The sequence below is a fragment of the Croceifilum oryzae genome, from assembly GCF_030814315.1.
Taxonomy (GTDB): domain Bacteria; phylum Bacillota; class Bacilli; order Thermoactinomycetales; family Thermoactinomycetaceae; genus Baia; species Baia oryzae.
In genome coordinates this window covers 67183-86947 of the sequence record NZ_JAUSUV010000005.1, presented here as the reverse complement: position 1 = coordinate 86947, position 19765 = coordinate 67183, and the positions used below count along the sequence as shown (strand labels likewise).

Here is a 19765-nt window from a genome sequence, read left to right as displayed (position 1 = left end):
TTTTATAGGAGGTACTTCATTATGAAGTTCTTAAAAAAGTTGTCGATCATGCTGGTAACAGGGTTAACAGCCTTTACCTTAACTGCGCAAAACTTTTCATTTGCTGATGCGGTAGCGGGGGAAACGGTGGTCACATTTGGTCAAGACCTATCTGCGGCTGATAAGCAAACGCTTATGACAGAGATGAAAGTGGATGATAAAGTTAAGCAAGTATCCGTTACGAATCAAGAGGAACACACCTATCTTGGCAAATATCTTAGTAAGGCTGTGATTGGGAATCGTGCCCTTTCGTCCGCTAAAATTACATTGACCGATTCGGGTAAGGGAATCGCGGTTAAAACCAATAATATTACCAGTATCTCCCCTGCTATGTATGCAAATGCTGCTATTACAGCTGGGGTAAAAGACGCTGATATCTATGTAACAGCTCCTTTTAAAGTATCAGGCACGGCTGCACTCACAGGGATCATTAAAGCCTTTGAAAAAGCAACCGGACAAAAAATCGATGAAAACAAAAAACAAGTAGCGAACGAAGAGATGGTTCGCACACAAGATATAGCCGAAAAAACAGGAATCACAGGTGACAAAGCAGCTCAGTTTATCAACCAGGTTAAAAAAGAGATTGCAACCGAAAAGCCAAAGACAGTCGATGATTACAAGAACATCATTGTCAACGTGTCCAATCAATTTAACATCAATCTCGATCAAGCGACCATCAATAACCTAGTTCAATTCTCGCAAAACTTCAGTAGCTTAAACATTGACTGGGGTGCGATTAGCGGTCAGTTGGACAAATTACGTGGAGACATCTCGAAGGTGTTAACTTCAGATGAAGCCAAAGGATTCCTTGATTCAATCCTAGAAGGAATTGCCAGTATCTTCCGAGCCATTGCAGACTTCTTTAGTTCTTTATTTAAATAAGAGCGCCCATCCGACTAGCCTTACACGATAAGGCTAGTTTTTTTCACAAAAAACACTTACCACAAAGGTGCCGATTTGATTTACAATGAATGTAATAAATAGCCCCGTGGCAGATGAAGGTAATGGAGGGCATAACCTATGCAGAAAATCGTAAAACAATCTTTTTCTTGGGTCTTTTCGATCTTGCTCGGAATCGTAGTCGCGCTCATCCTAAGTATTTATGTAGTGCAACCAACGAAAGTTCTAGGAAAGTCAATGGAACCAACACTTCACGAACAAGAACAAATTATTATCTCGAAACTACCTAACACATTCAACTATCATCCAAATTATGGTGAAATTGTGATTATTGATAGCCGTGTATCCCAAAAACGCTCTTTTAAAGATGATCTGTCTGATAATGGATTGGTACGTTTACTTACTGGGAATCACAGCGATAATATTTGGATTAAGCGAGTAATCGGAAAACCTGGGGATGTCATAGACATAAAAGACAACCAGCTATACCGCAATGGTGAAAAACTGAACGAAACGTATATCAAGGAAGCAATGAATTCCACTAACCCTGTAGAGGTACAGTTGCCTTATACTGTACCAAAAGACTCTGTCTTTGTATTAGGTGATAATCGAAACCATAGTCGAGATAGCCGAAGCATAGGGGCTGTTCCGATCGATCATGTGTTGGGTGTAGCATTGTTTACCAAATAGCCACCTAAAACCAAAACAGCAATCTTTTCTCTCATGAAAAGATTGCTGTTTTGGTTCTTAAAAAATCAATACCACACCAGAATTGAACTCAAATCTAATGATATAAATAAAAGACTATTAGCTTATATGAGAATAACCTACCTTTACTAGATTAGATCTGCTACAGCCAAAACAAAAAAGCTAGGAATAAGCACCGCCCCTAGCTTGAAAATAGTCACTTGTTATGCAGTTGTCTATTCATCATTAGCACTCTGTTGGTGGATCTGCAAACAAATACATCGCGAATTCCCCTTTCGTCTATCTTCAAGTACCAAAGTTCGACATTTATAGACAATATTCCTTCTATTATAGATAGAAAATATTTATTAAACGATTATTTCGTATAACCGAAGTCTGGTGGCTCTGCAATTCGATACACGTCTTTCCCTCCTCCTATCAAGGCTGGCTAGCACCTATCATTCTTTGTTACGAACTATTATTCGACATTAACTGACAATGTTCCTTCAGTATGTATAGAAATATTTATTAAACTTACATAAAAAAACAGACCTTGCGTTACAAAAGGTCTGCTTCTCTTATTATTCGCCTGCATCCACGTTATGGTACACTTGTTGAACATCCTCTAAATCTTCCAGTGCATCTATCAACTTATCAAATTTAACTTGAGCTTCTTCTGATAAAGTGATCTCATTTTGCGCCAGCATCGTTAGTTCCGCCACAGTAAAGTCGGTAATACCTACATTTTTACATGCTTCTTGTACTAAATGGAATTGATCCGGCTCCGCATAAACAATCACAGATCCTTCTTCCTCTAATATATCACGGACTTCTATATCTGCTTCCATTAATAGCTCTAGTACTTCGTCTGCTGTCTTTCCTTCTATTCCAAAGACTGCGGTTGCATCAAATAGATAGGATACGGAACCATTTACGCCTAAATTCCCGTCAGACTTGTTAAATTTCGCGCGAACATCAGCGGCTGTCCGGTTTACATTATTGGTAAGTGTATCGACGATCACCATGGATCCATTTGGCCCGAAGCCTTCATAGCGAAGCTCTACATAGTTCTCCTCGGCTCCACCTTTTGCCTTTTCTAGCGCGCGGTCAATGATTGCCTTTGGCACATTATACGTCTTTGCTCGCTCGAGCACGACTTTTAACGCACGATTCGCTTGTGGATCAGGTTCACCCTGCCTAGCAGCTACATATATCTCACGACCAAATTTGGCATATACACGACTTGTATTCGCATCTTTGGATGCTTTTTTCTCTTTGATGTTATTCCATTTACGACCCATTTTGTACCTCTCTCCTACATTGAATCTAGTAACTTTCCCTATTATACAACATTTTCCCTCGATTTGATTAAATGGCTATTGATACGGGGATACAAGTTAAGGGAGGTCAGGTGAATAAATTAAATACCTTTTCTTTGCTTCATATAGTAAAATAGCACCATACAAATCTAGATTCGTTCTGCCATTTGAAGGAGGCAATACATTTGAGCAAGAAAACACGCAGTCTATTCGCAATCGGAATGATGATACTCGTATTAACGGGTTGTAGTACAAACAAGACACTAGACCCAACACATAGCTGGTGGGATCGCTATTTCGTTGTCCCGCTATCTGATTTACTCGATCTATTACATAGCCTAATTGGATCGTACGGGCTTGCCATCTTAGCCCTTACCCTGATCATCCGTTTTGCGATCCTGCCTATCGCATGGAAACAGCAAAAGAGCATGATGGGCATGCAAAAAATCCAACCCGAACTAACACAGTTACGAGAAAAACATAAAAAAGATCCTCAGAAGATGCAACAAGAAATGATGCGTCTTTATCGCGAAAATAATGTAAATCCAGCAATGGGTTGTCTTCCTTTGCTTTTACAAATGCCTGTCTTTTTCGCGTTGTACCAGTCCATTATTAAAAATCCTCACCTATCTGGTGCAGATTTCTTATATTTGAAGCTAGGAGCGGCAGACCCCTATCATATTCTTCCTATTCTTGCGGCAGCAGCTACATTTCTACAAATGCACATCTCTACCCAACAAGCTAGCCCTTCTGCAGTAGAAAACCCGCAAGCACAGATGATGCAATCGCAGATGAAAATGATGAAGTGGATCTTCCCCGTTTTCACTCTCATCGCAACAATGAACTTCCCATCCGCGGCAGGTCTGTACTGGTTCTTCTCCAGTAGCTTCTCCGTTGCACAAACCATCTGGTTTAATAACTATAAAAAGAAATTAGAGTTGGCTGATCAGAAGTAAGCAGGAAAAGAAAAAGACACGATCCGACGATCGTGTCTTTTTTATTGCCACTCATTTCAGTTAGAAGTTCAACCACTTTTTAAACATATGTTTCGTTGCAGCACGGTTCATGGTTCCAATCGCTTTGGTAAGCGGGATCCCTTTTGGACAAGCACGTACACAGTTTTGCGAGTTACCGCACTCTTGCAGTCCTCCATCGGAGATAAGTGCCTCCATCCGTTCTTGTGCACGCATCACACCAGTTGGATGAGAATTCATCAAAGCAACTTGTCCCACAGCAAAAGGTCCGACAAACGATGACTTACCACTTACGTTTGGACATGCTTCCATACATACTCCGCATGTCATACATTTCGATAGCTCATAACGCCATTGTTGCTCCTCTTCCGATTGACGAGGACCAGGACCTAAATCATGGCTACCATCGATTGGAATCCAAGCTTTCACTTTCTTCAAGGCATCAAACATGCGACCACGATCAATGATCAAGTCACGCAATACTGGGAAGGTGTTCATTGGCTCGATGCGAATCGGCTGCTCTAGGTTATCAATCAATGCTGTACAAGATTGACGTGGACGACCATTGATAATCATCGAACAAGCTCCACACACTTCTTCCAAACAGTTGGATTCCCAGTTAATCGGCGTTGTTTTCTTGCCCTCTGCATTGACAGGATTCCGCTGAATTTCCATAAAAGCAGAGATTACGTTCATATTCTTACGGTATGGAACCACAAACTCTTCCTTATATGGGTTTTCGTTTGGACCATCTTGACGGGTCACAACTAAGCGAATGGTTTTTTGCTCACTCATTTGCTTCCGCCCCCTTCTTTTGCCACGTCATAACGGCGTGGGCGCGGCTTAATTAGAGAGGTATCAACGTCTTCATACTCTAGCACTGGGCCATTTTCCGACCATTTTGCTTTGGTTGTCTTGAGAAAGTTTTCATCGTCACGATCTGGGAACTCTGGCTTATAGTGAGCTCCGCGACTTTCGTTCCGGTTCAAGGCACCCAAGGTAATCACACGTGCTAACTCAAGCATATTCCATAACTGGCGAGTAAATGGAGCCGCTTGGTTGTTATTTCGGAGCGTGTCCACCATGTTTAGATTCTGGTAACGTGCCATAAGCTCTTGGATCTTTTCATCCGTTTTTTGTAGCTTATCGTTGTAGCGAACAACGGTCACGTTATCTGTCATCCACTCACCCAATTCTTTATGAATTTGGTATGGATTTTCAGTTCCATTCATTTTAAACAGCGCGTCGTATTTATCTGCTTGCTCTTTCTGAGCCGCTTCAAATACGGTAGAACTGATGTCATCAGAAGACTTTTTCAAGCCGCGCACATATTCAAGTGCTTTCGGACCTGTCACCAAGCCACCGTAGATCGCAGACAACAAGGAGTTCGCACCTAGACGGTTCGCACCGTGATACTGGTACTCACACTCACCTGCTGCAAATAGACCTGGGATGTTTGTCATTTGGTTATAGTCAACCCATAAACCACCCATCGAATAGTGAACAGCTGGGAAAATCTTCATTGGAACTTTACGTGGATCTTCACCCATGAATTTCTCATAGATCTCGATAATCCCGCCTAGTTTCACATCCAATTCATGCGGATCTTTGTGAGAAAGGTCTAGGAATACAACATTTTCTCCGCCTACTCCAAGCTTATCATCTACACAAACCTTAAAGATCGCACGGGTTGCGATATCCCGTGGAACGAGATTTCCGTAAGCAGGATACATTTCTTCTAAGAAATACCAAGGTTTTCCGTCTTTATCGTAGGTCCAAACACGACCACCCTCACCACGAGCAGACTCTGACATCAGGCGAAGTTTATCATCTCCTGGAATCGCAGTCGGGTGAACTTGGATAAACTCACCATTTGCATAGTAAGCACCTTGTTGATACAAAGCAGAAGCAGCGGTACCCGTATTAATAACGGAGTTTGTGGATTTTCCAAAGATAATCCCTGGACCACCTGTCGCCATAATAACCGCATCAGCAGCAAAAGATTGAATCTCTCCTGTGCGTAGATCTTGTGCTGTAATCCCGCGACATACACCTTCGTCATCAATAATTGCTGATAGAAACTCCCAATGCTCGAATTTCTCAACACGGCCTTCTGCTTCATAACGACGAACCTGCTCATCTAACGCATATAGGAGCTGTTGACCAGTCGTTGCCCCGGCAAATGCAGTACGATGATGCTTGGTACCACCAAAACGACGGAAATCCAAAAGACCTTCTGGTGTACGGTTAAACGGAACACCCATACGATCCATCATATAAATAATTCCAGGCGCTGCATCACACATTGCTTTAACAGGTGGCTGGTTTGCTAAGAAGTCCCCACCATAAATACTGTCATCAAAGTGTTCCCAAGGAGAATCTCCTTCCCCTTTGGTATTTACAGCACCATTGATCCCACCCTGTGCACACACAGAATGAGAACGCTTAACAGGAACGATAGAAAAAATTTGAACCCTAGCTCCTGTTTCGGATGCTTTCATGGCAGCTGCGAGACCTGCGAGTCCGCCACCGACAATGATAATTTTTTCATTCATCTTGGACTAGCTCCCTTCTACTTCAGTGCCAAATGTTGGAGGAAATCAGCTTTCGAAAAAGCCACCAAAGCAGAGATTCCTAAATATGAAACCACTACAAATAAGAAAGTAAAGATTGCAAATGAAACTCTTTGTGCTCTTTGTCCAACAGTGACTCCCCAAGTAATAAGGAATGTCCACATGCCATTACAAAAATGAAAAACAGCTGACAATACAGCAATGATATACAAAGTAAATGTAACATTGTTGGATATGATTTGAGCAAAATCACGTGTTAGCTCAGTTGCTGTAGAGCCATGTAAGGCTACTTGCAGACGAGTCTCCCATACATGCCAGATTACGAACACTAATGTGATCACACCTGTAATTCGTTGTAGGACAAACATCCAGTTGCGGAATGTCCCAAAGCGCTCCAGATTGTTTTTCGCCTGAAAAGCGATGTACAATCCGTATACACCATGATAAAGAAGTGGCAAGAAGATAAAGAAAACTTCTAACAAGGGTAGAAACGGAATCCCCCATAGCCATTCGACTTGCTTGATAAATTCTTGTGGACCTTTTGTCGCAAGATAATTTGTGTACAAATGCTCAAGCAAAAAAAATCCGACCGGTATTACGCCAAGCAAGGAATGTAACCGACGGTTAAAAAAACTACGCTGACTGCTCACTTTTGCGCCTCCCATCCATAATGGTTCGCAGTGAAATTTATTTTATTACAAAGCGATTGATTCAACGCTATTAATTTTACTCCCAAGTTGCTAGAGCGTCAAGAAACGACTCGATTCGCCAGCCCCACAACCTTCCTTTTACATCTCCTTCGTTCTGGACTATAATGGCGTTGGGTACACATGACAGGAGTTGAAGAATTATGATAAAGCCATTAGGTATCTTAATCTTAATCGTCGTCGCACTTCTCCTCTGGGGTCCAAAAAAAATACCTGAATTAGGTAAAGCCGCAGGAGAAACGATTAAAAACTTCCGTCGCTCTCTAAATGGAAGCGACAAAGATGACAACGAATCAAACAAGACTCATTCATAGAGACAGTGAAAGCGATCGTTCTACCTGATTAGGCAGAACGATCGCTTTTTTGCTTTCGATGCATCCATTTCGTTGTAAGCCAAATGGTAAGGAAACATATACCAGCAGGAATTCCTCCAAAAAATAGAAAAATGCCCCATTTTCCTGCATCTATATAGAGAGGGGCAGAGATCAACATAACAACGAAAAGACTTACATATCTCCATCTAAACAAGTACTTAGTTAATAAAAAGCCCATAAGGAATCCGATAAAGAGAAGAAACAACCAGAACCCGACAATCACATAAGCCAAACCTTCCATTTATCAAAACCTCCCCTTTTAAGGAACAGCCCGATTAAGGAATGCCTATACATTCACTTTCATTTTATGCTCTGCATCTTGTTGTACCATCTTCGCTATGGTAATCCCACTGAGCGCAGCCATTGGAGCCCCACCTGTTGGGTGTGTTGAATCGCCTGTGTAATACAATCCTTGAAAGCGACTCTCTTTCATCGAAGGACGCAAAAAAGCTTTTCGGCCATGTAGCACAGGCCCATATAAGGAACCTTGCCACGCACCAGACATCGCCTCAATCTCTTTTGGACCATATAACTGCTGAACTTCAATCGAATCTTCTAATCCCTCTAGTCCCCATGTACCTTCTAGCTGATAGATTAGCTCATCCCGATATTGATAATATCGCTCAAACCAGTTCTCATCTCGTTGATTCCCTACATTAGCAGGAACATGAACCATAACCGATAGATTACTTCCTGCGCCCTGTTTGGCTCGCTCTGGCTCTGTATAGCTAGAGTTGCAAACAGAGATTGTAGGAGAATAAGACCATTGTTTTTGCTCAAAAATATCGATATATTCACGTCCAGAATCAACTGGAAAAAAGCGATTATGGTGATGAAGATGAGGCCATTTCCGATCTGTACCTAGTAACATTAAAAAGCTAGATAGTGTAGGCTCAACTCGCTCCGTTTTCCGGTATTTTTCTGGATATAGAGATGCCTGCATCGTTCGTATATCTACATTTGAAATGACAAAATCCGCCGTAACATCATCGCCGTTTTCCAATAGAACTCCACGAACTTGTCCATTTTCGGTCAGCACTTCGTCTACCCCAGACTTCGTACATACATGTACTCCCGAGTCCTCTGCCAGACGAGCCAACGCCTCGATCAGTCGATAGTTTCCACCCTCGACATAGTGGACTCCTTGAACCATCTCCACATAAGCAGTAAACGCCATCGTTGCCGGAATCTGATAGGGAGAGGAACCCATTTGAGTAGCATAGCGGTTCATCATCGCTAGAAGTCGCGAATCCTCAAAATAGCGTTTATGAAATGAGTCCATCGTTTGAAAAGCATGAACGCCAAATAACGCCTTCGTCATGCTCGGATTAAGAAAACCCTTCCATTCCATAGAAGACTGCTCGAGAAGAAGCTCTTCTACCACTTCATACATTCTTTTTGTTTCATGTAGGTATGCGACCAGACTTTGCCGATCTTCTGGACATAATTCCCCCATCTGATGAGCCATGTACTCTGGATCTGCCGTAAGATCAATAAATTTACTATCTAGAAAAAAATTTCGACTATTGATCATAAGCGGGAGAAAGCGGAGCTCTGGATCGAGCGTACAGTGGGCCTCACGATATACTTGTTCAAAAACCCACGGCATCGTAATCGTAGAGGGGCCAAAGTCAAATTGATACTCACCCATCTGAATATCCCGTAACTTTCCACCTAATTTCTCATTTCGTTCGAGGAGAGTGATTTCAAATCCTTGTGCAGAGAGAATACTAGCCGACACAAGCCCTGCAATTCCTCCACCAATCACTACACCCTTTTTCATAAAATCATACTTCCCTTCCTGATTTCACCGTAAAATCATCTTTTCAAATAATTTAAAAGCGCCCCAATACGTTTTCATCCATGGTTTAAAATTCTTAGTCTGACATGAAATGACTTCTTTACGGAGATGATCCAATCGAGTTTGTAATGCTTCTTGGGCGATTCGTGTAGCAATTTTCCTTTTTCGACACTCCTCGTCCAGCACTAAGGCATTGGTAATTCGAATATATACAGAGGGTTTTCGATTCCCATCATAGGTGTAATAAAATAGAACCGGAACCACTTGTAGATCATACATCCGCTCCACAATTGATCCAAGTCCACTCATCAGTTGAATCGGACGAATCTCTTGATGCTGCATTTCTCCTTGTGGGAATAACCATAATGCTCGATTAGCCGCCTCTGACAAGAGTTGCACAGAATATCGAAGCGATCGTTGAACTTCGGCAGTCGAATCTGGATTCATCGAAAATCCACCTAATTTACGAAAGAAACGAAATTCCTTTTTTTGTCCTTTTGGAGCCATCATCGCATACATATCTTTCTTTAAAATGTCCCCATTTAACTGCAGTACAAGCAAGGGATCCCACCAATTACTATGATTTGCGATAAAAAGAGTAGGTCGTCCTTCCTCCATTCTCCCACTATCATCCAGATAGATTTGCTCGAAAGATCGGCGTAACAACCAACGATTGTACATACGATAAACCTTAATAAAGCTTCTGCTCTTATCTGCTGAAATCAAGTCCGCGCCTCCACTCTAAGAAGATCATACCCTTGTAGCAGACTTACGATTGTCACTACTACTCCTAGTTTATACCGAAATGCCATATCAATAAATAAAATTCCCAATCTTTAAAAATAAAATCTATCTACTACTAATACGTTTCCATCTATGAATTTATTTATTTCATTATGCCATATACCATTATAAAGATGTTTCTTATAAATGAACTTAATTCGAATCCAAATCTCAAAAAAGTCCCAATTTTAGCTGTATATTTGATAAGCTTATATCATGTTCATCAATTCCGTCAAAGGAGTGACCACTATGGACCACAAAACCTTCCCACCAACCCTAAAAATAATAGGCGTTGTCAGCGCCCTTTTCCTTTTAACAGCATGTACTCCAACCAAAACAGACAGTTCATCTCCTATCTCAAAACCGGAAACAACACAGTCACCATCATCAGATCCCATTACCTCTTCACCTATCGATAAACTGATCATAAATGCCGAGCAAGGTAGAATCCTTGAGCCTTTCCAAGCCAAACTAGGAGCTCGGAAACAGGAAATCGAATCCGCTCTAGGAAAACCGCAAGCCAATTCTTCCCATGCCGAATACTACAGCTATGATCTCGAAACGCATCAGATCTACTTCTCATTTCAACAAGATATAGTCTCCTCCATCATGTATCGTTGGAAGCAAGGAACTTCTATTCAATATCAAGATGTAATCAAGAAACTAGGCGAAACCAGCCGTATCATAAAGGGAAGAGGGATGATTAATCTAACCTATACCCTCAAATCTTCCACAGTCACGTTTGTTTTTCCTATGCACAAAAACCAAAATGAACAAAAACTTAGCCAGTACTCGATTCATATCACTCCTTAGTGATATAATTGATTTAAGATTCTCATAACATTCTAAGGGGAACAAGATGAAGAAACTATTTACTTATAGCATAATCCTGTCTACTGCCTTAACCATAGCCGGATGCTCTTCAGACAAAACACCAAGTGTACAAGCTAATCAACCCAGTCAAACATCTGAGCAAAAAGAAGCCGCATCGGAACCTAGCACAGAAGTGCCTACCTTTGATGATAATAGCCTTCTTACCATAAAAAAGCTCACCGAATCGGGCAAAGGATTTAATAGCGGCGAATTCGGAATCGGCTCTTCAATCGAAGACATCCAAAAAAAATGGGGCAAACCCAGCGCCAGTCCCAACTCTTCTAGCAAAGATTCCACCTATACATATAACAACAAAGCGACCGAGTTCAAAGTCACAGGAGGGCAAATCACCACCATTAGCTACTACGCCTCCGACTTAATCCAATTCACTTCCAAAGATATAATCAGTAAACTCGGCGAACCAACCAACAAGCAAGAATCTGAAACAAAAACTATGCTCACCTATCAGATGGGGGGCTATAAGGTTGTCTTCATATGTCAGAACAATGGATCCGATGAGTATAAGCTACAAGCCATTGATGTGATGAAATGATAGATTTATCTTTGGGATTTGTGGTACAGAAAAGCCCTCAATAATTTGAGGGCTTTTGGGCTTGTTTTATTCTATTTTATCAATTAACTATGCTTCGCCTTACTTCTACTATAAATATCAAACCATACAGCAAACACCAAAATTGAACCCTTTACAATCAACTGCCAGAACGAGTCGATGTTCAAGATACTCATGCCGTTATCCAAACTCGCCATAACGAGTGCCCCGATCATCGCTCCAGGGATAGTACCGACTCCTCCCATGAGGCTGGTCCCACCAATGACACATGCGGCGATGGCATCAAGCTCATACATGGTACCGGCACCAACCGTAGCAGCGTTTACCCGTGCGGTGAGGATCAGTCCTGCTACTGCGGCGAGGGTATTACATAATACAAAGATCAACATAATTTTTCGTTTGACGTTAATCCCTGATAAAACTGCCGCTTCGGAGTTCCCACCAATCGCGTACACTTGGCGTCCAAATACGGTTTTCTTCGCGATAAATGTAAACAAGATCGCTAGGAAAATGACCACCATAAAAGGAATCGGAATCCCTTGGTATGCGTTCATCACGGAAACTACGATCAAAATCAAGGCGCTGATTCCAAGCCATATCACGCCAGTCACCCATGCTGGAGAAACAGAAAAACCAAATTTCATTCTGGATTGACGTTGACGAAGTAGGAAAATCCCTGCTAGTACAATCGCAACTCCAGCGACGATATATCCCATAAATGGAAGAATAAATCCCTGTCCGAGTGCTTTAAAACTCTCTTTTAAAGGGGCAATAGTCTCACTCTTGGTAACCCCTTGAAGCGCACCACGGAAAATCATCATCCCACCTAACGTGACGATAAAAGCAGGAACGGCCCGATACGCGACCCACCATCCTTGGATCAAACCAATGAGAGCTCCTAGTAAAATCGTTACAATCACGACGGGAACCGTGTCCCAGCCGTACCAAACATGCAGGATTCCAGCGATTCCACCCGTTAATCCCACAAGAGAACCAACGGATAAGTCAACTTGACCTGCTACTAATACGAGCACCATTCCAATTGCTAGAATGGAAGTAACAGACATCTGAACAAATAGATTGGAAAAGTTACGGGCTGTCAAGAAACTATCGTCCATAATAGCAAAAAATGCCCAAATCGCGATAATGGCAATAATCATAGAATACGCTCGTACATCTAAGCGAAATAAATCTTTATTAAATTTAGTTGAACCTGTTTTCGTTGTCATGTCTGGTTCCCTCCTGTCGCTGCAGTCATAATTCGTTCTTGTGTCGCATCTTCCGCCTTCCATTCAGCGGTAATTGTGCCTTCCGCCATAACGACAATGCGATGACTCATCCCTAAAACTTCTGGCAACTCGGAGGAAATCATCAAAATCGAAACTCCCTCGCGTACCAACTCATTCATAATTTGATAGATTTCATATTTCGCCCCGACATCCACGCCACGGGTTGGTTCATCTAAAATAAGAACTTTTGGCTTTGTCATCAACCACTTACCCAACACGACTTTTTGTTGATTCCCACCACTTAATGTCCCCACTACTGTCTCTAGCGAAGTAGCTTTTACTCCTAGCTTTTGAAAATAGGACATAGCTTGAGAGACTTCTTTACTAGAATCAATTCCCGACCAACTTGATACTTGTTTCAGGCTTGGCAGCGTAATGTTATCTTGAATGCTTCGCTCCAATACCAGCCCTGTTCGCTTACGATCTTCTGTTACCAACGCAATCCCGTGGGCGATGGCGTGTTCTGGTTGTTTAATGGTAACGGGTTTTCCCTCTATTTTTATAGAGCCTGTCACGCGACCCTCTAATGCTCCGAATAGACTCATCGCTAGCTCCGTACGGCCTGAGCCCATTAACCCTGCAATCCCTACAATCTCACCCTTCCGTAGTTGGAAAGAAACATCGCGGATGATTTTCTTGTTCGGATTTTTACGGTCCGTTACGCTATAGTTCGCAAGCTCTAGCACCACATCACCAGGAGTCGATTCTTCACGAGGAAAACGGTCTTTTAACTCTCGACCTACCATGAGAGAAATCACTTGGTCCTCGCTTACTTCATCGATCGATTTCGTCGCAATCGTTTTCCCATCTCGCAAAATTGTCACCGAATCCGAGATAGAAAAGACTTCGTTTAGCTTGTGAGAGATGTAGATACAGGAGACTCCACGTTCCCGAAACTTCCGCAAGATATCGAGTAAAATCTCAACTTCTTTTTCGGTTAATGCCGCTGTTGGTTCATCTAAAATCAAGATCTTCGCATCTTTCGAAAGTGCTTTCGCAATCTCCACAAGTTGTTGTTGACCAATTCCCAACGTCCCTGTTACGGTCTCCGGATGAATATTGGACAACCCTACTTGCTCCAGCCAGTAAGCCGTTTCTTGATGCTGACGAAGAGCATCGATGACCCCAAACTTCGCATGCTCTTTACCAAGAAATAAATTCTCTGTCACAGACATCTCTTTCACCAATGCCAGCTCTTGATAAATGATAGCAACTCCCGCTTTTTCAGCATCTTTAATCGAACGAAACGTTTGCTCCATGCCCTCAATCTCAATAGAGCCCTCATATGAACCGTACGGATATACACCACTTAGCACTTTCATCAAAGTCGATTTCCCCGCACCATTCTCCCCGCAGAGTGCATGGATTTCGCCTTTCTCCACTTGAAACGTCACACGATCCAGTGCCTTAACGCCGGGGAACTCCTTCGTAATCTGCTTCATCTCTAAGGCGACCGTCATCTTATTTTCTCCCCTCCTGATAGAAAATGTGGAACATCTCTGCTCCACACGTTCATGAAATTGCATGATTTTTACTTTATCTATCAAGTGAATCAATTAAATACAAAGATTTAAATCAAACTCTAGATTCCAAGTTCCGGGGCAGTGGAGATGTCTGTTCGATCACCAGCGATGTTAGCAAACAGACTCTCTCAGCCCCGATCATCCAATAAACATCATTAACATGCCTTACTTTTTATCAATATCCTCTTTCTTATGGAACCCATCCGCCACAACCGTAGCATCAATATTTTCCTTCGTCACCACAATTGGATCCAACAAAATAGAAGGAATATCTTTCTTACCATTGTTCACAGTTTTATCCGTTGTTACCTTCTCACCCTTTGCCAATGAAACAGCTAACTCCGCCGCTTTTTCAGCAATCAGCTTAATCGGTTTATAAACCGTCATCGTTTGTGTACCTTCTACGATCCGTTTAATCCCTGCCAACTCCGCATCTTGACCGGATACAGGAACCTTACCCGCCAATTTTTGTGCAGTTAATGCTTGAATCGCACCACCAGCAGTACCATCGTTAGCTGCCACAACTGCATCGATTTTATTCTGGTTAGCCGTTAAAGCATTTTCCATATTAGCAAGTGCATTTGCTGGATCCCATTCTTTCGTCCATTGATCATAGACAATTTTAATGTCACCTTTATCAACCAATGGCTTTAGAACTTTCATCTGACCTTTTTTAAATAGGTGAGCGTTATTATCCGTATCTGCACCTTCGATTAACGCATAATTTCCTTTAGGAGCTTTCTCCACGATCGCTTTCGCCTGCATTTCTCCAACACGTTCGTTATCAAAAGAAAGGTATAAGTCCACATCAGAGTTTTTAATTAGTCGATCATAAGAAAGTACTTTTACGCCCTCTTTATGGGCTTTTTCTACGATGGCTGCAGCTACTTCCGCATTATGTGGAACGACAACAAGTACGTCTACTCCTTGGCTAATTAAGTTCTCAGCTTGAGAAATCTGCTTCGCGTCATCGCCATTTGCCGCTTGTACCTTTACCTCGGCTCCTAATCCCTTCGCCTTGGATACAAAAATATCGCGGTCTTTTTTCCAACGCTCTTCTTCCAATGTATCTAATGAAAAACCAATCACCGTCTTACCATCATCTTTTTTCAACTTGCCACCTTGATCAGCGGCTGGTGCTCCTGTGCTACATGCTGTAACAGATAGAGCAAAAGCACTCAATAAGCAAAATGCTTGGATTTTTTTAAACATCTAGATCGTTCCTCCTTTACTTTCATAATTTGACTGTATCACGATGGAAAGCGTTTACATCGTGAAACATTCTTCACTTTTTTGTTATTAGTAGCATTTTTATTTAAATTGTTTTCATTTTTTATCTCGATATTGTGAAGGAGAGAATCCGCATGTTTTCTTAAACACCCGACTAAAATAATTCGGATCATGATAGCCTACTGCATAAGCAATCTCCTTAAAGCTGAAACCTCCTTGGCGAATATACTCTTTTGCACGAGAAATACGGCATTGGGTCATATAATCCACATAGCTAATCCCAAACTCCTCTTTAAAACACTTACTCAAATAAAATGGACTCAACTGAACTAACTTCGCAAGTTGTTCGAGAGAAAGATCTTCCATAAAATGTTCCTCTATGTATTTCTTTACTTGATCAAAGACATCATATTGAGCATTTTGTTGAAAGCGTTGGTACGCAACATCCAGTTCTTCTATTTTCACTCTCGCTTCTTTCCACAATTCCATATAGGACTTTCCACGCAAAAAAATATTAGTTGGTACTTCTTTTACACCCATTTCATCTAACAAATGAATTAATAGAAGAAAATGGCCGTATAAACGTTGCTTTGCTTCTTCCAAAGGAGTTTGTCTTTGTTCGATCGCAGATAACAATAAAAACATAATTTCCTTAGTATCCTGCCACCTTTCATTACGTATCGCTTCAATTAATTTCCGTTCATACCGTAACCTCTTGTCGTCCTCACCCTGTTCTCTAGACAAGTCATCATAGAATCGAATGCGGTATCCTTGACCCATCCCTAGATCCGAACAAGCCATCAAAGCCTCTTGATACGAGATACGTAAGTCATCAAGTCCAACCTTCGCACTCCCAACTCCCAACCCTATATCCAACCGAGGATGACGATGACTGATTCGACGAATGTGTTCCATCAACTTAATCGCCTGCCGTCGCTCTTCTCCCTTTCGATGAAAAAATAAAAGGGGGAGAATATGCCCCGAAACACTCCCCACCATCATGTCATCACGACCACGAAGTTCCGCTTGCATTTCATTTATGAGATTCTTAGCAGATAAATCCTGCTGGTCCTGACCTTCTTCCGACTGTATACTCACCATGATAACCGAAGCTGGAGGATGAACGGCTACTCTCATAAGATTTGACATCTCTTCTAAATCGATCGCTTGTATTTGATCGAAGAGCAGGCGTGAGACAAACTCCGATTCAAGAATAGGTAAGACTTTTTGAATTCGATTATCCGTCTCCTCCTGTGATTCTAGGCGCGACCGCTCTTGATTGATCTCCTCACATAACGTTCGAATCGTCTCCACAATCACTTGTACCTTACTCGGCTTCAGTAAATAATCTTTTACTCCTAGTCGAATCGCCTGTTGGGCAAAGGTAAACGTATCGTAAGAAGACACAATCACCACTTTTGTAGTAGGAAACTTCTCTTGAATCTGCTCAATCGCTTCTAAACCATTGATCCCCGGCATCTGGATATCCATCAGCAATAGATCTGGTTTCATCTGCTCGGTTTTCTCAATTGCTTCACGACCATTTCCGACAGTCGCAACCACTTCCACTTGAGCTAGATGAGTGGTCAATATTTTCTCCAACGCCACCCGTTCAATCTCTTCATCATCTGCGATCAAAATCCGAATCATCCAGCTCTCCCCTCTCTTCTAAAGAAGTAGGTATGAAAATCGTAATCGAAGTTCCCTTCCCAACCTCACTCTGTATCTGTAAGAGATCCTCTCTGCGATAGTACAAATGAAGCCTACGAATCACATTGGATAAGCCCACACTTCCTGTTTGCCCTTGCGCGACAGGCACTCCTTTCAGGATTTGTTTGACCCGATCTGGTGACATTCCTACACCATCATCAGCCACTTCCAACTGCACGCCATCCTCCACCGCCCGTACACCAATCGAAATCGTTCCTCCTTCTTCCTTTGACTCAATTCCGTGAATGAATGCATTCTCGACTAGAGGTTGTAAAAGAAAACTAGGTACGGGTACATGTAAACATGCTGGGTCTATCTTCTCTTCACCCTTTAGTCGATCTGTAAATCGCGCTTGAAGAATTGTCATATAATTACGGATCATCTCAATCTCTTCTGCTAACGTGACTTCTACATCCGCTTTGGCCAATTGGTACCGCATCAACTCGGCAACCGTCGTAATCAAATCACTCGTCTCATACGATCCTTCTAGATATGCTTTTTTGGCTAATGTATTTAACGTATTGAATAGAAAATGGGGCTTCATCTGATTTTGTAAATTGCGCCATTCCATCTCTTTTAATAAGTATTGATACTCCTTTACCTCTTGCTCTAGCTTCCCTTTCGCCTCTAACTCCTCAAACGACTGCTTCACACTCACTCGCATCTGATCGAAAGTTTGAGCGAGAAAGGCTGTTTCATCATTAGACTCCACTTTAATTGGCTTGTCATAGACCCCAGAGGAAATAAACGTAGCACCCTTTGTTAACGTAGCAATGGAACGAGTGATCCCGCGTGAAACCCAATAGGCACAGCCAAGCAATATGACCATGATGATGAGAAATCCTTCCCAGCCTACTATTTGCAACTCCTTTGATGATTGGATCATTTGCGCATACAGTCTTTCATGAATTGTTAGTTCATGCTCTAATAAGGAAAGAGTAGTTTCCGTGATAAATGACCGCTCTTGCTCGGCTTTACGATAAAACCCAGTGGCATCATCAGAGCGTTCCTGTTGATGCGCTTGGATAGACAAATCAGTACTTTCAATAAAGCTATCAATCAAATGGGTATAATCACTCACACCTGCTAGATTCTCATCGTTTTGTAGACGTTTGACCTTACTTTGAGCCTGTCGAAGTAAGCTTCGAGTTGATACATAATTTTCTTTCGATTGCTCCGATCCATCGTGTAGAAGATCATTCGTTCGAATCAGCAATTGCTCTGATTGAACAGCGACTTGTTGAAAAATCAAATATCGTTCTAACACCTGGTTATATTGTTGTAAAAATAGTTGATGAAAGTACTGAAACATCAACCAAAACAGCCCAAAAACAAGTAATAAACAACTAGCTGATAACAGTATTTTCCCCTTAATGCTCTTCATTGCGGAACCGGCTCCCCGTTGATGTCTCCAAATTCGAATCTGTATAAACATGACTTGGCAATGGCAACTGCTCTCCTTTAATCCAAGAAAGAAGATACGTTATGCTTTCCACGCCCATCTTTCGAGGATTATCTACTACCACAGCCTGTACTTGCCCTTTTGCAAATAAATCCGTCAATTGCGCAACATCTTGAAACGTATATATCTGAATCTTATTTAATCCTACACGTTGCTCGATCACACGAATGACCGCTTCTAGTTCCTCTCCCTTTGACACTATGATCGCATCCAAATTTGAAGTTCTATTTAATAACTCATGGACTTGGCGCATGGTTTGCGCCGTCCCATTTCTCTCAGAAGAATCATATATTTGTTTCACAACTTGCATATTCTTCTGGCTTGCTAAACTTTGCTCCACACCTTTTATCCGTAGCATCGCTACTGTTTGATCGGATGACTGACCAATGATACCCACAGTTGGATTCGACTTTTTGTCTAAATCAACCCGAACCTTGTCCCCTAGGAGACGCCCTGCCGTTACATGATCAGATCCCACATACATCTTACGAAGCGAATTAGGTACATCTGTGCCAATTAAAATAACTGGAATCCCGCTCTCTGTCGCTTGGTTAACTGCTTGTATAAAAGTAGGATCATCGATACCCATCGCAATAATGCCGTCTACTTTGGCCGAAGTAACCTTCTGTATATCTCGTGCCATCTCCAATGCATTTCCTCGATACCCTCCATGCACTTCTACCGTAACTTGTTGCTTCTTTGCTACTTCTTGGATACCTAACTGTACCTCTTTCCAATACAAATCACGTATAGCGGGAGAAAGCAAAGCGATTCGTAACGTTTCTTTTCCAGGTGAAGCTGGTTTATGAATCTGCTGTAGAGATCGATATGTATGAGTAAGCTGATAGACAGGTAGCAAAATCAATATCACACATGCTAGACTAACTACACTTATTAGAATGGTTCTTTTTTTCATGTTTCCTCCACTCAATAAAATTAATTAACTACAG

The 19765-nt window shown here is 41.9% G+C and carries 19 protein-coding genes; 6 read left to right on the top strand and 13 right to left on the bottom strand.

What is annotated here, in order from left to right; all coding sequences use genetic code 11:
• Nucleotides 1-21 precede the first annotated feature (21 nt).
• Nucleotides 22-921, top strand: coding sequence for a DUF1002 domain-containing protein (locus J2Z48_RS06480; RefSeq protein ID WP_307251953.1), 900 nt, complete (start codon nucleotides 22-24; stop codon nucleotides 919-921).
• Nucleotides 922-1059: 138 nt separating this feature from the next.
• On the top strand, nucleotides 1060-1629 hold the full coding sequence (gene lepB, locus J2Z48_RS06475) for a signal peptidase I (RefSeq protein WP_307251950.1): 570 nt from the start codon (nucleotides 1060-1062) through the stop codon (nucleotides 1627-1629).
• A 578-nt stretch (nucleotides 1630-2207) separates the two neighbouring features.
• On the opposite strand, the gene J2Z48_RS06470 is transcribed toward lepB, so the two are convergent.
• Nucleotides 2208-2927: a YebC/PmpR family DNA-binding transcriptional regulator gene (locus tag J2Z48_RS06470; RefSeq protein WP_307251947.1), complete on the bottom strand. Its 720-nt coding sequence runs from the start codon at nucleotides 2925-2927 to the stop codon at nucleotides 2208-2210.
• Nucleotides 2928-3130: 203 nt separating this feature from the next.
• Here J2Z48_RS06470 and J2Z48_RS06465 point away from each other — a divergent pair, with 203 nt between their 5' ends.
• A complete protein-coding gene (locus tag J2Z48_RS06465; RefSeq protein ID WP_307251945.1) occupies nucleotides 3131-3901 on the top strand; it encodes a YidC/Oxa1 family membrane protein insertase in 771 nt (256 codons plus the stop codon).
• Between the two features lie 60 nt (nucleotides 3902-3961).
• Here the strand turns inward: J2Z48_RS06465 and sdhB are convergent, their stop codons facing one another.
• Genes sdhB through J2Z48_RS06450 form a run of 3 tightly spaced genes read right to left on the bottom strand, consistent with a single transcriptional unit; the run spans nucleotide 3962 to nucleotide 7142 of the window.
• The gene (sdhB, locus tag J2Z48_RS06460) at nucleotides 3962-4714 is read right to left on the bottom strand and encodes a succinate dehydrogenase iron-sulfur subunit (RefSeq protein WP_307251942.1); all 753 of its coding nucleotides are present in this window, start codon (nucleotides 4712-4714) and stop codon (nucleotides 3962-3964) included.
• Nucleotides 4711-6474: a succinate dehydrogenase flavoprotein subunit gene (sdhA, locus tag J2Z48_RS06455; RefSeq protein WP_307251941.1), complete on the bottom strand. Its 1764-nt coding sequence runs from the start codon at nucleotides 6472-6474 to the stop codon at nucleotides 4711-4713. Before sdhA ends, sdhB begins: the two co-directional genes overlap by 4 nt.
• A gap of 17 nt (nucleotides 6475-6491) precedes the next feature.
• Nucleotides 6492-7142, bottom strand: a complete 651-nt coding sequence (locus tag J2Z48_RS06450) for a succinate dehydrogenase cytochrome b558 subunit (RefSeq protein WP_307251939.1) — start codon at nucleotides 7140-7142, stop codon at nucleotides 6492-6494.
• 200 nt (nucleotides 7143-7342) lie between these two features.
• Here J2Z48_RS06450 and tatA point away from each other — a divergent pair, with 200 nt between their 5' ends.
• Nucleotides 7343-7513 (top strand): twin-arginine translocase TatA/TatE family subunit, encoded by a 171-nt coding sequence (gene tatA / locus J2Z48_RS06445; RefSeq protein ID WP_307251938.1) that lies wholly within the window; start codon nucleotides 7343-7345, stop codon nucleotides 7511-7513.
• 28 nt (nucleotides 7514-7541) lie between these two features.
• Here tatA and J2Z48_RS06440 read toward each other — a convergent pair whose 3' ends face one another.
• Genes J2Z48_RS06440 through J2Z48_RS06430 form a run of 3 tightly spaced genes read right to left on the bottom strand, consistent with a single transcriptional unit; the run spans nucleotide 7542 to nucleotide 10100 of the window.
• The gene (locus tag J2Z48_RS06440) at nucleotides 7542-7814 is read right to left on the bottom strand and encodes a hypothetical protein (RefSeq protein WP_307251936.1); all 273 of its coding nucleotides are present in this window, start codon (nucleotides 7812-7814) and stop codon (nucleotides 7542-7544) included.
• 45 nt (nucleotides 7815-7859) lie between these two features.
• Nucleotides 7860-9356, bottom strand: a complete 1497-nt coding sequence (locus J2Z48_RS06435) for a phytoene desaturase family protein (RefSeq protein WP_307251934.1) — start codon at nucleotides 9354-9356, stop codon at nucleotides 7860-7862.
• 24 nt (nucleotides 9357-9380) lie between these two features.
• Nucleotides 9381-10100: a lysophospholipid acyltransferase family protein gene (locus J2Z48_RS06430; protein ID WP_307251931.1), complete on the bottom strand. Its 720-nt coding sequence runs from the start codon at nucleotides 10098-10100 to the stop codon at nucleotides 9381-9383.
• 306 nt (nucleotides 10101-10406) lie between these two features.
• Between J2Z48_RS06430 and J2Z48_RS06425 the strand changes: the two genes are divergently transcribed.
• Nucleotides 10407-10970 carry a DUF4309 domain-containing protein gene (locus tag J2Z48_RS06425; RefSeq protein WP_307251929.1) on the top strand — a complete coding sequence of 188 codons (564 nt, stop codon included), beginning with the start codon at nucleotides 10407-10409 and terminating at the stop codon, nucleotides 10968-10970.
• 46 nt (nucleotides 10971-11016) lie between these two features.
• Nucleotides 11017-11583, top strand: coding sequence for a DUF4309 domain-containing protein (locus J2Z48_RS06420; RefSeq protein ID WP_307251927.1), 567 nt, complete (start codon nucleotides 11017-11019; stop codon nucleotides 11581-11583).
• Nucleotides 11584-11666: 83 nt separating this feature from the next.
• Here the strand turns inward: J2Z48_RS06420 and J2Z48_RS06415 are convergent, their stop codons facing one another.
• From J2Z48_RS06415 to J2Z48_RS06390, 6 genes are all read right to left on the bottom strand, one after another.
• Complete coding sequence (locus J2Z48_RS06415; RefSeq protein WP_307251925.1) at nucleotides 11667-12830, bottom strand: sugar ABC transporter permease; 1164 nt, start codon at nucleotides 12828-12830, stop codon at nucleotides 11667-11669.
• Nucleotides 12827-14350, bottom strand: a complete 1524-nt coding sequence (locus J2Z48_RS06410) for a xylose ABC transporter ATP-binding protein (protein ID WP_307251923.1) — start codon at nucleotides 14348-14350, stop codon at nucleotides 12827-12829. Before J2Z48_RS06410 ends, J2Z48_RS06415 begins: the two co-directional genes overlap by 4 nt.
• Before the next feature lie 228 nt (nucleotides 14351-14578).
• On the bottom strand, nucleotides 14579-15625 hold the full coding sequence (gene xylF, locus J2Z48_RS06405) for a D-xylose ABC transporter substrate-binding protein (protein ID WP_307251921.1): 1047 nt from the start codon (nucleotides 15623-15625) through the stop codon (nucleotides 14579-14581).
• A gap of 114 nt (nucleotides 15626-15739) precedes the next feature.
• Nucleotides 15740-17293, bottom strand: coding sequence for a response regulator (locus tag J2Z48_RS06400; protein WP_307251919.1), 1554 nt, complete (start codon nucleotides 17291-17293; stop codon nucleotides 15740-15742).
• Nucleotides 17268-18737, bottom strand: coding sequence for a sensor histidine kinase (locus J2Z48_RS06395; protein ID WP_307251918.1), 1470 nt, complete (start codon nucleotides 18735-18737; stop codon nucleotides 17268-17270). The genes J2Z48_RS06400 and J2Z48_RS06395 overlap by 26 nt, the downstream gene beginning before the upstream one ends.
• On the bottom strand, nucleotides 18724-19731 hold the full coding sequence (locus J2Z48_RS06390; protein ID WP_307251917.1) for a sugar ABC transporter substrate-binding protein: 1008 nt from the start codon (nucleotides 19729-19731) through the stop codon (nucleotides 18724-18726). The genes J2Z48_RS06395 and J2Z48_RS06390 overlap by 14 nt, the downstream gene beginning before the upstream one ends.
• Nucleotides 19732-19765: the final 34 nt, after the last annotated feature.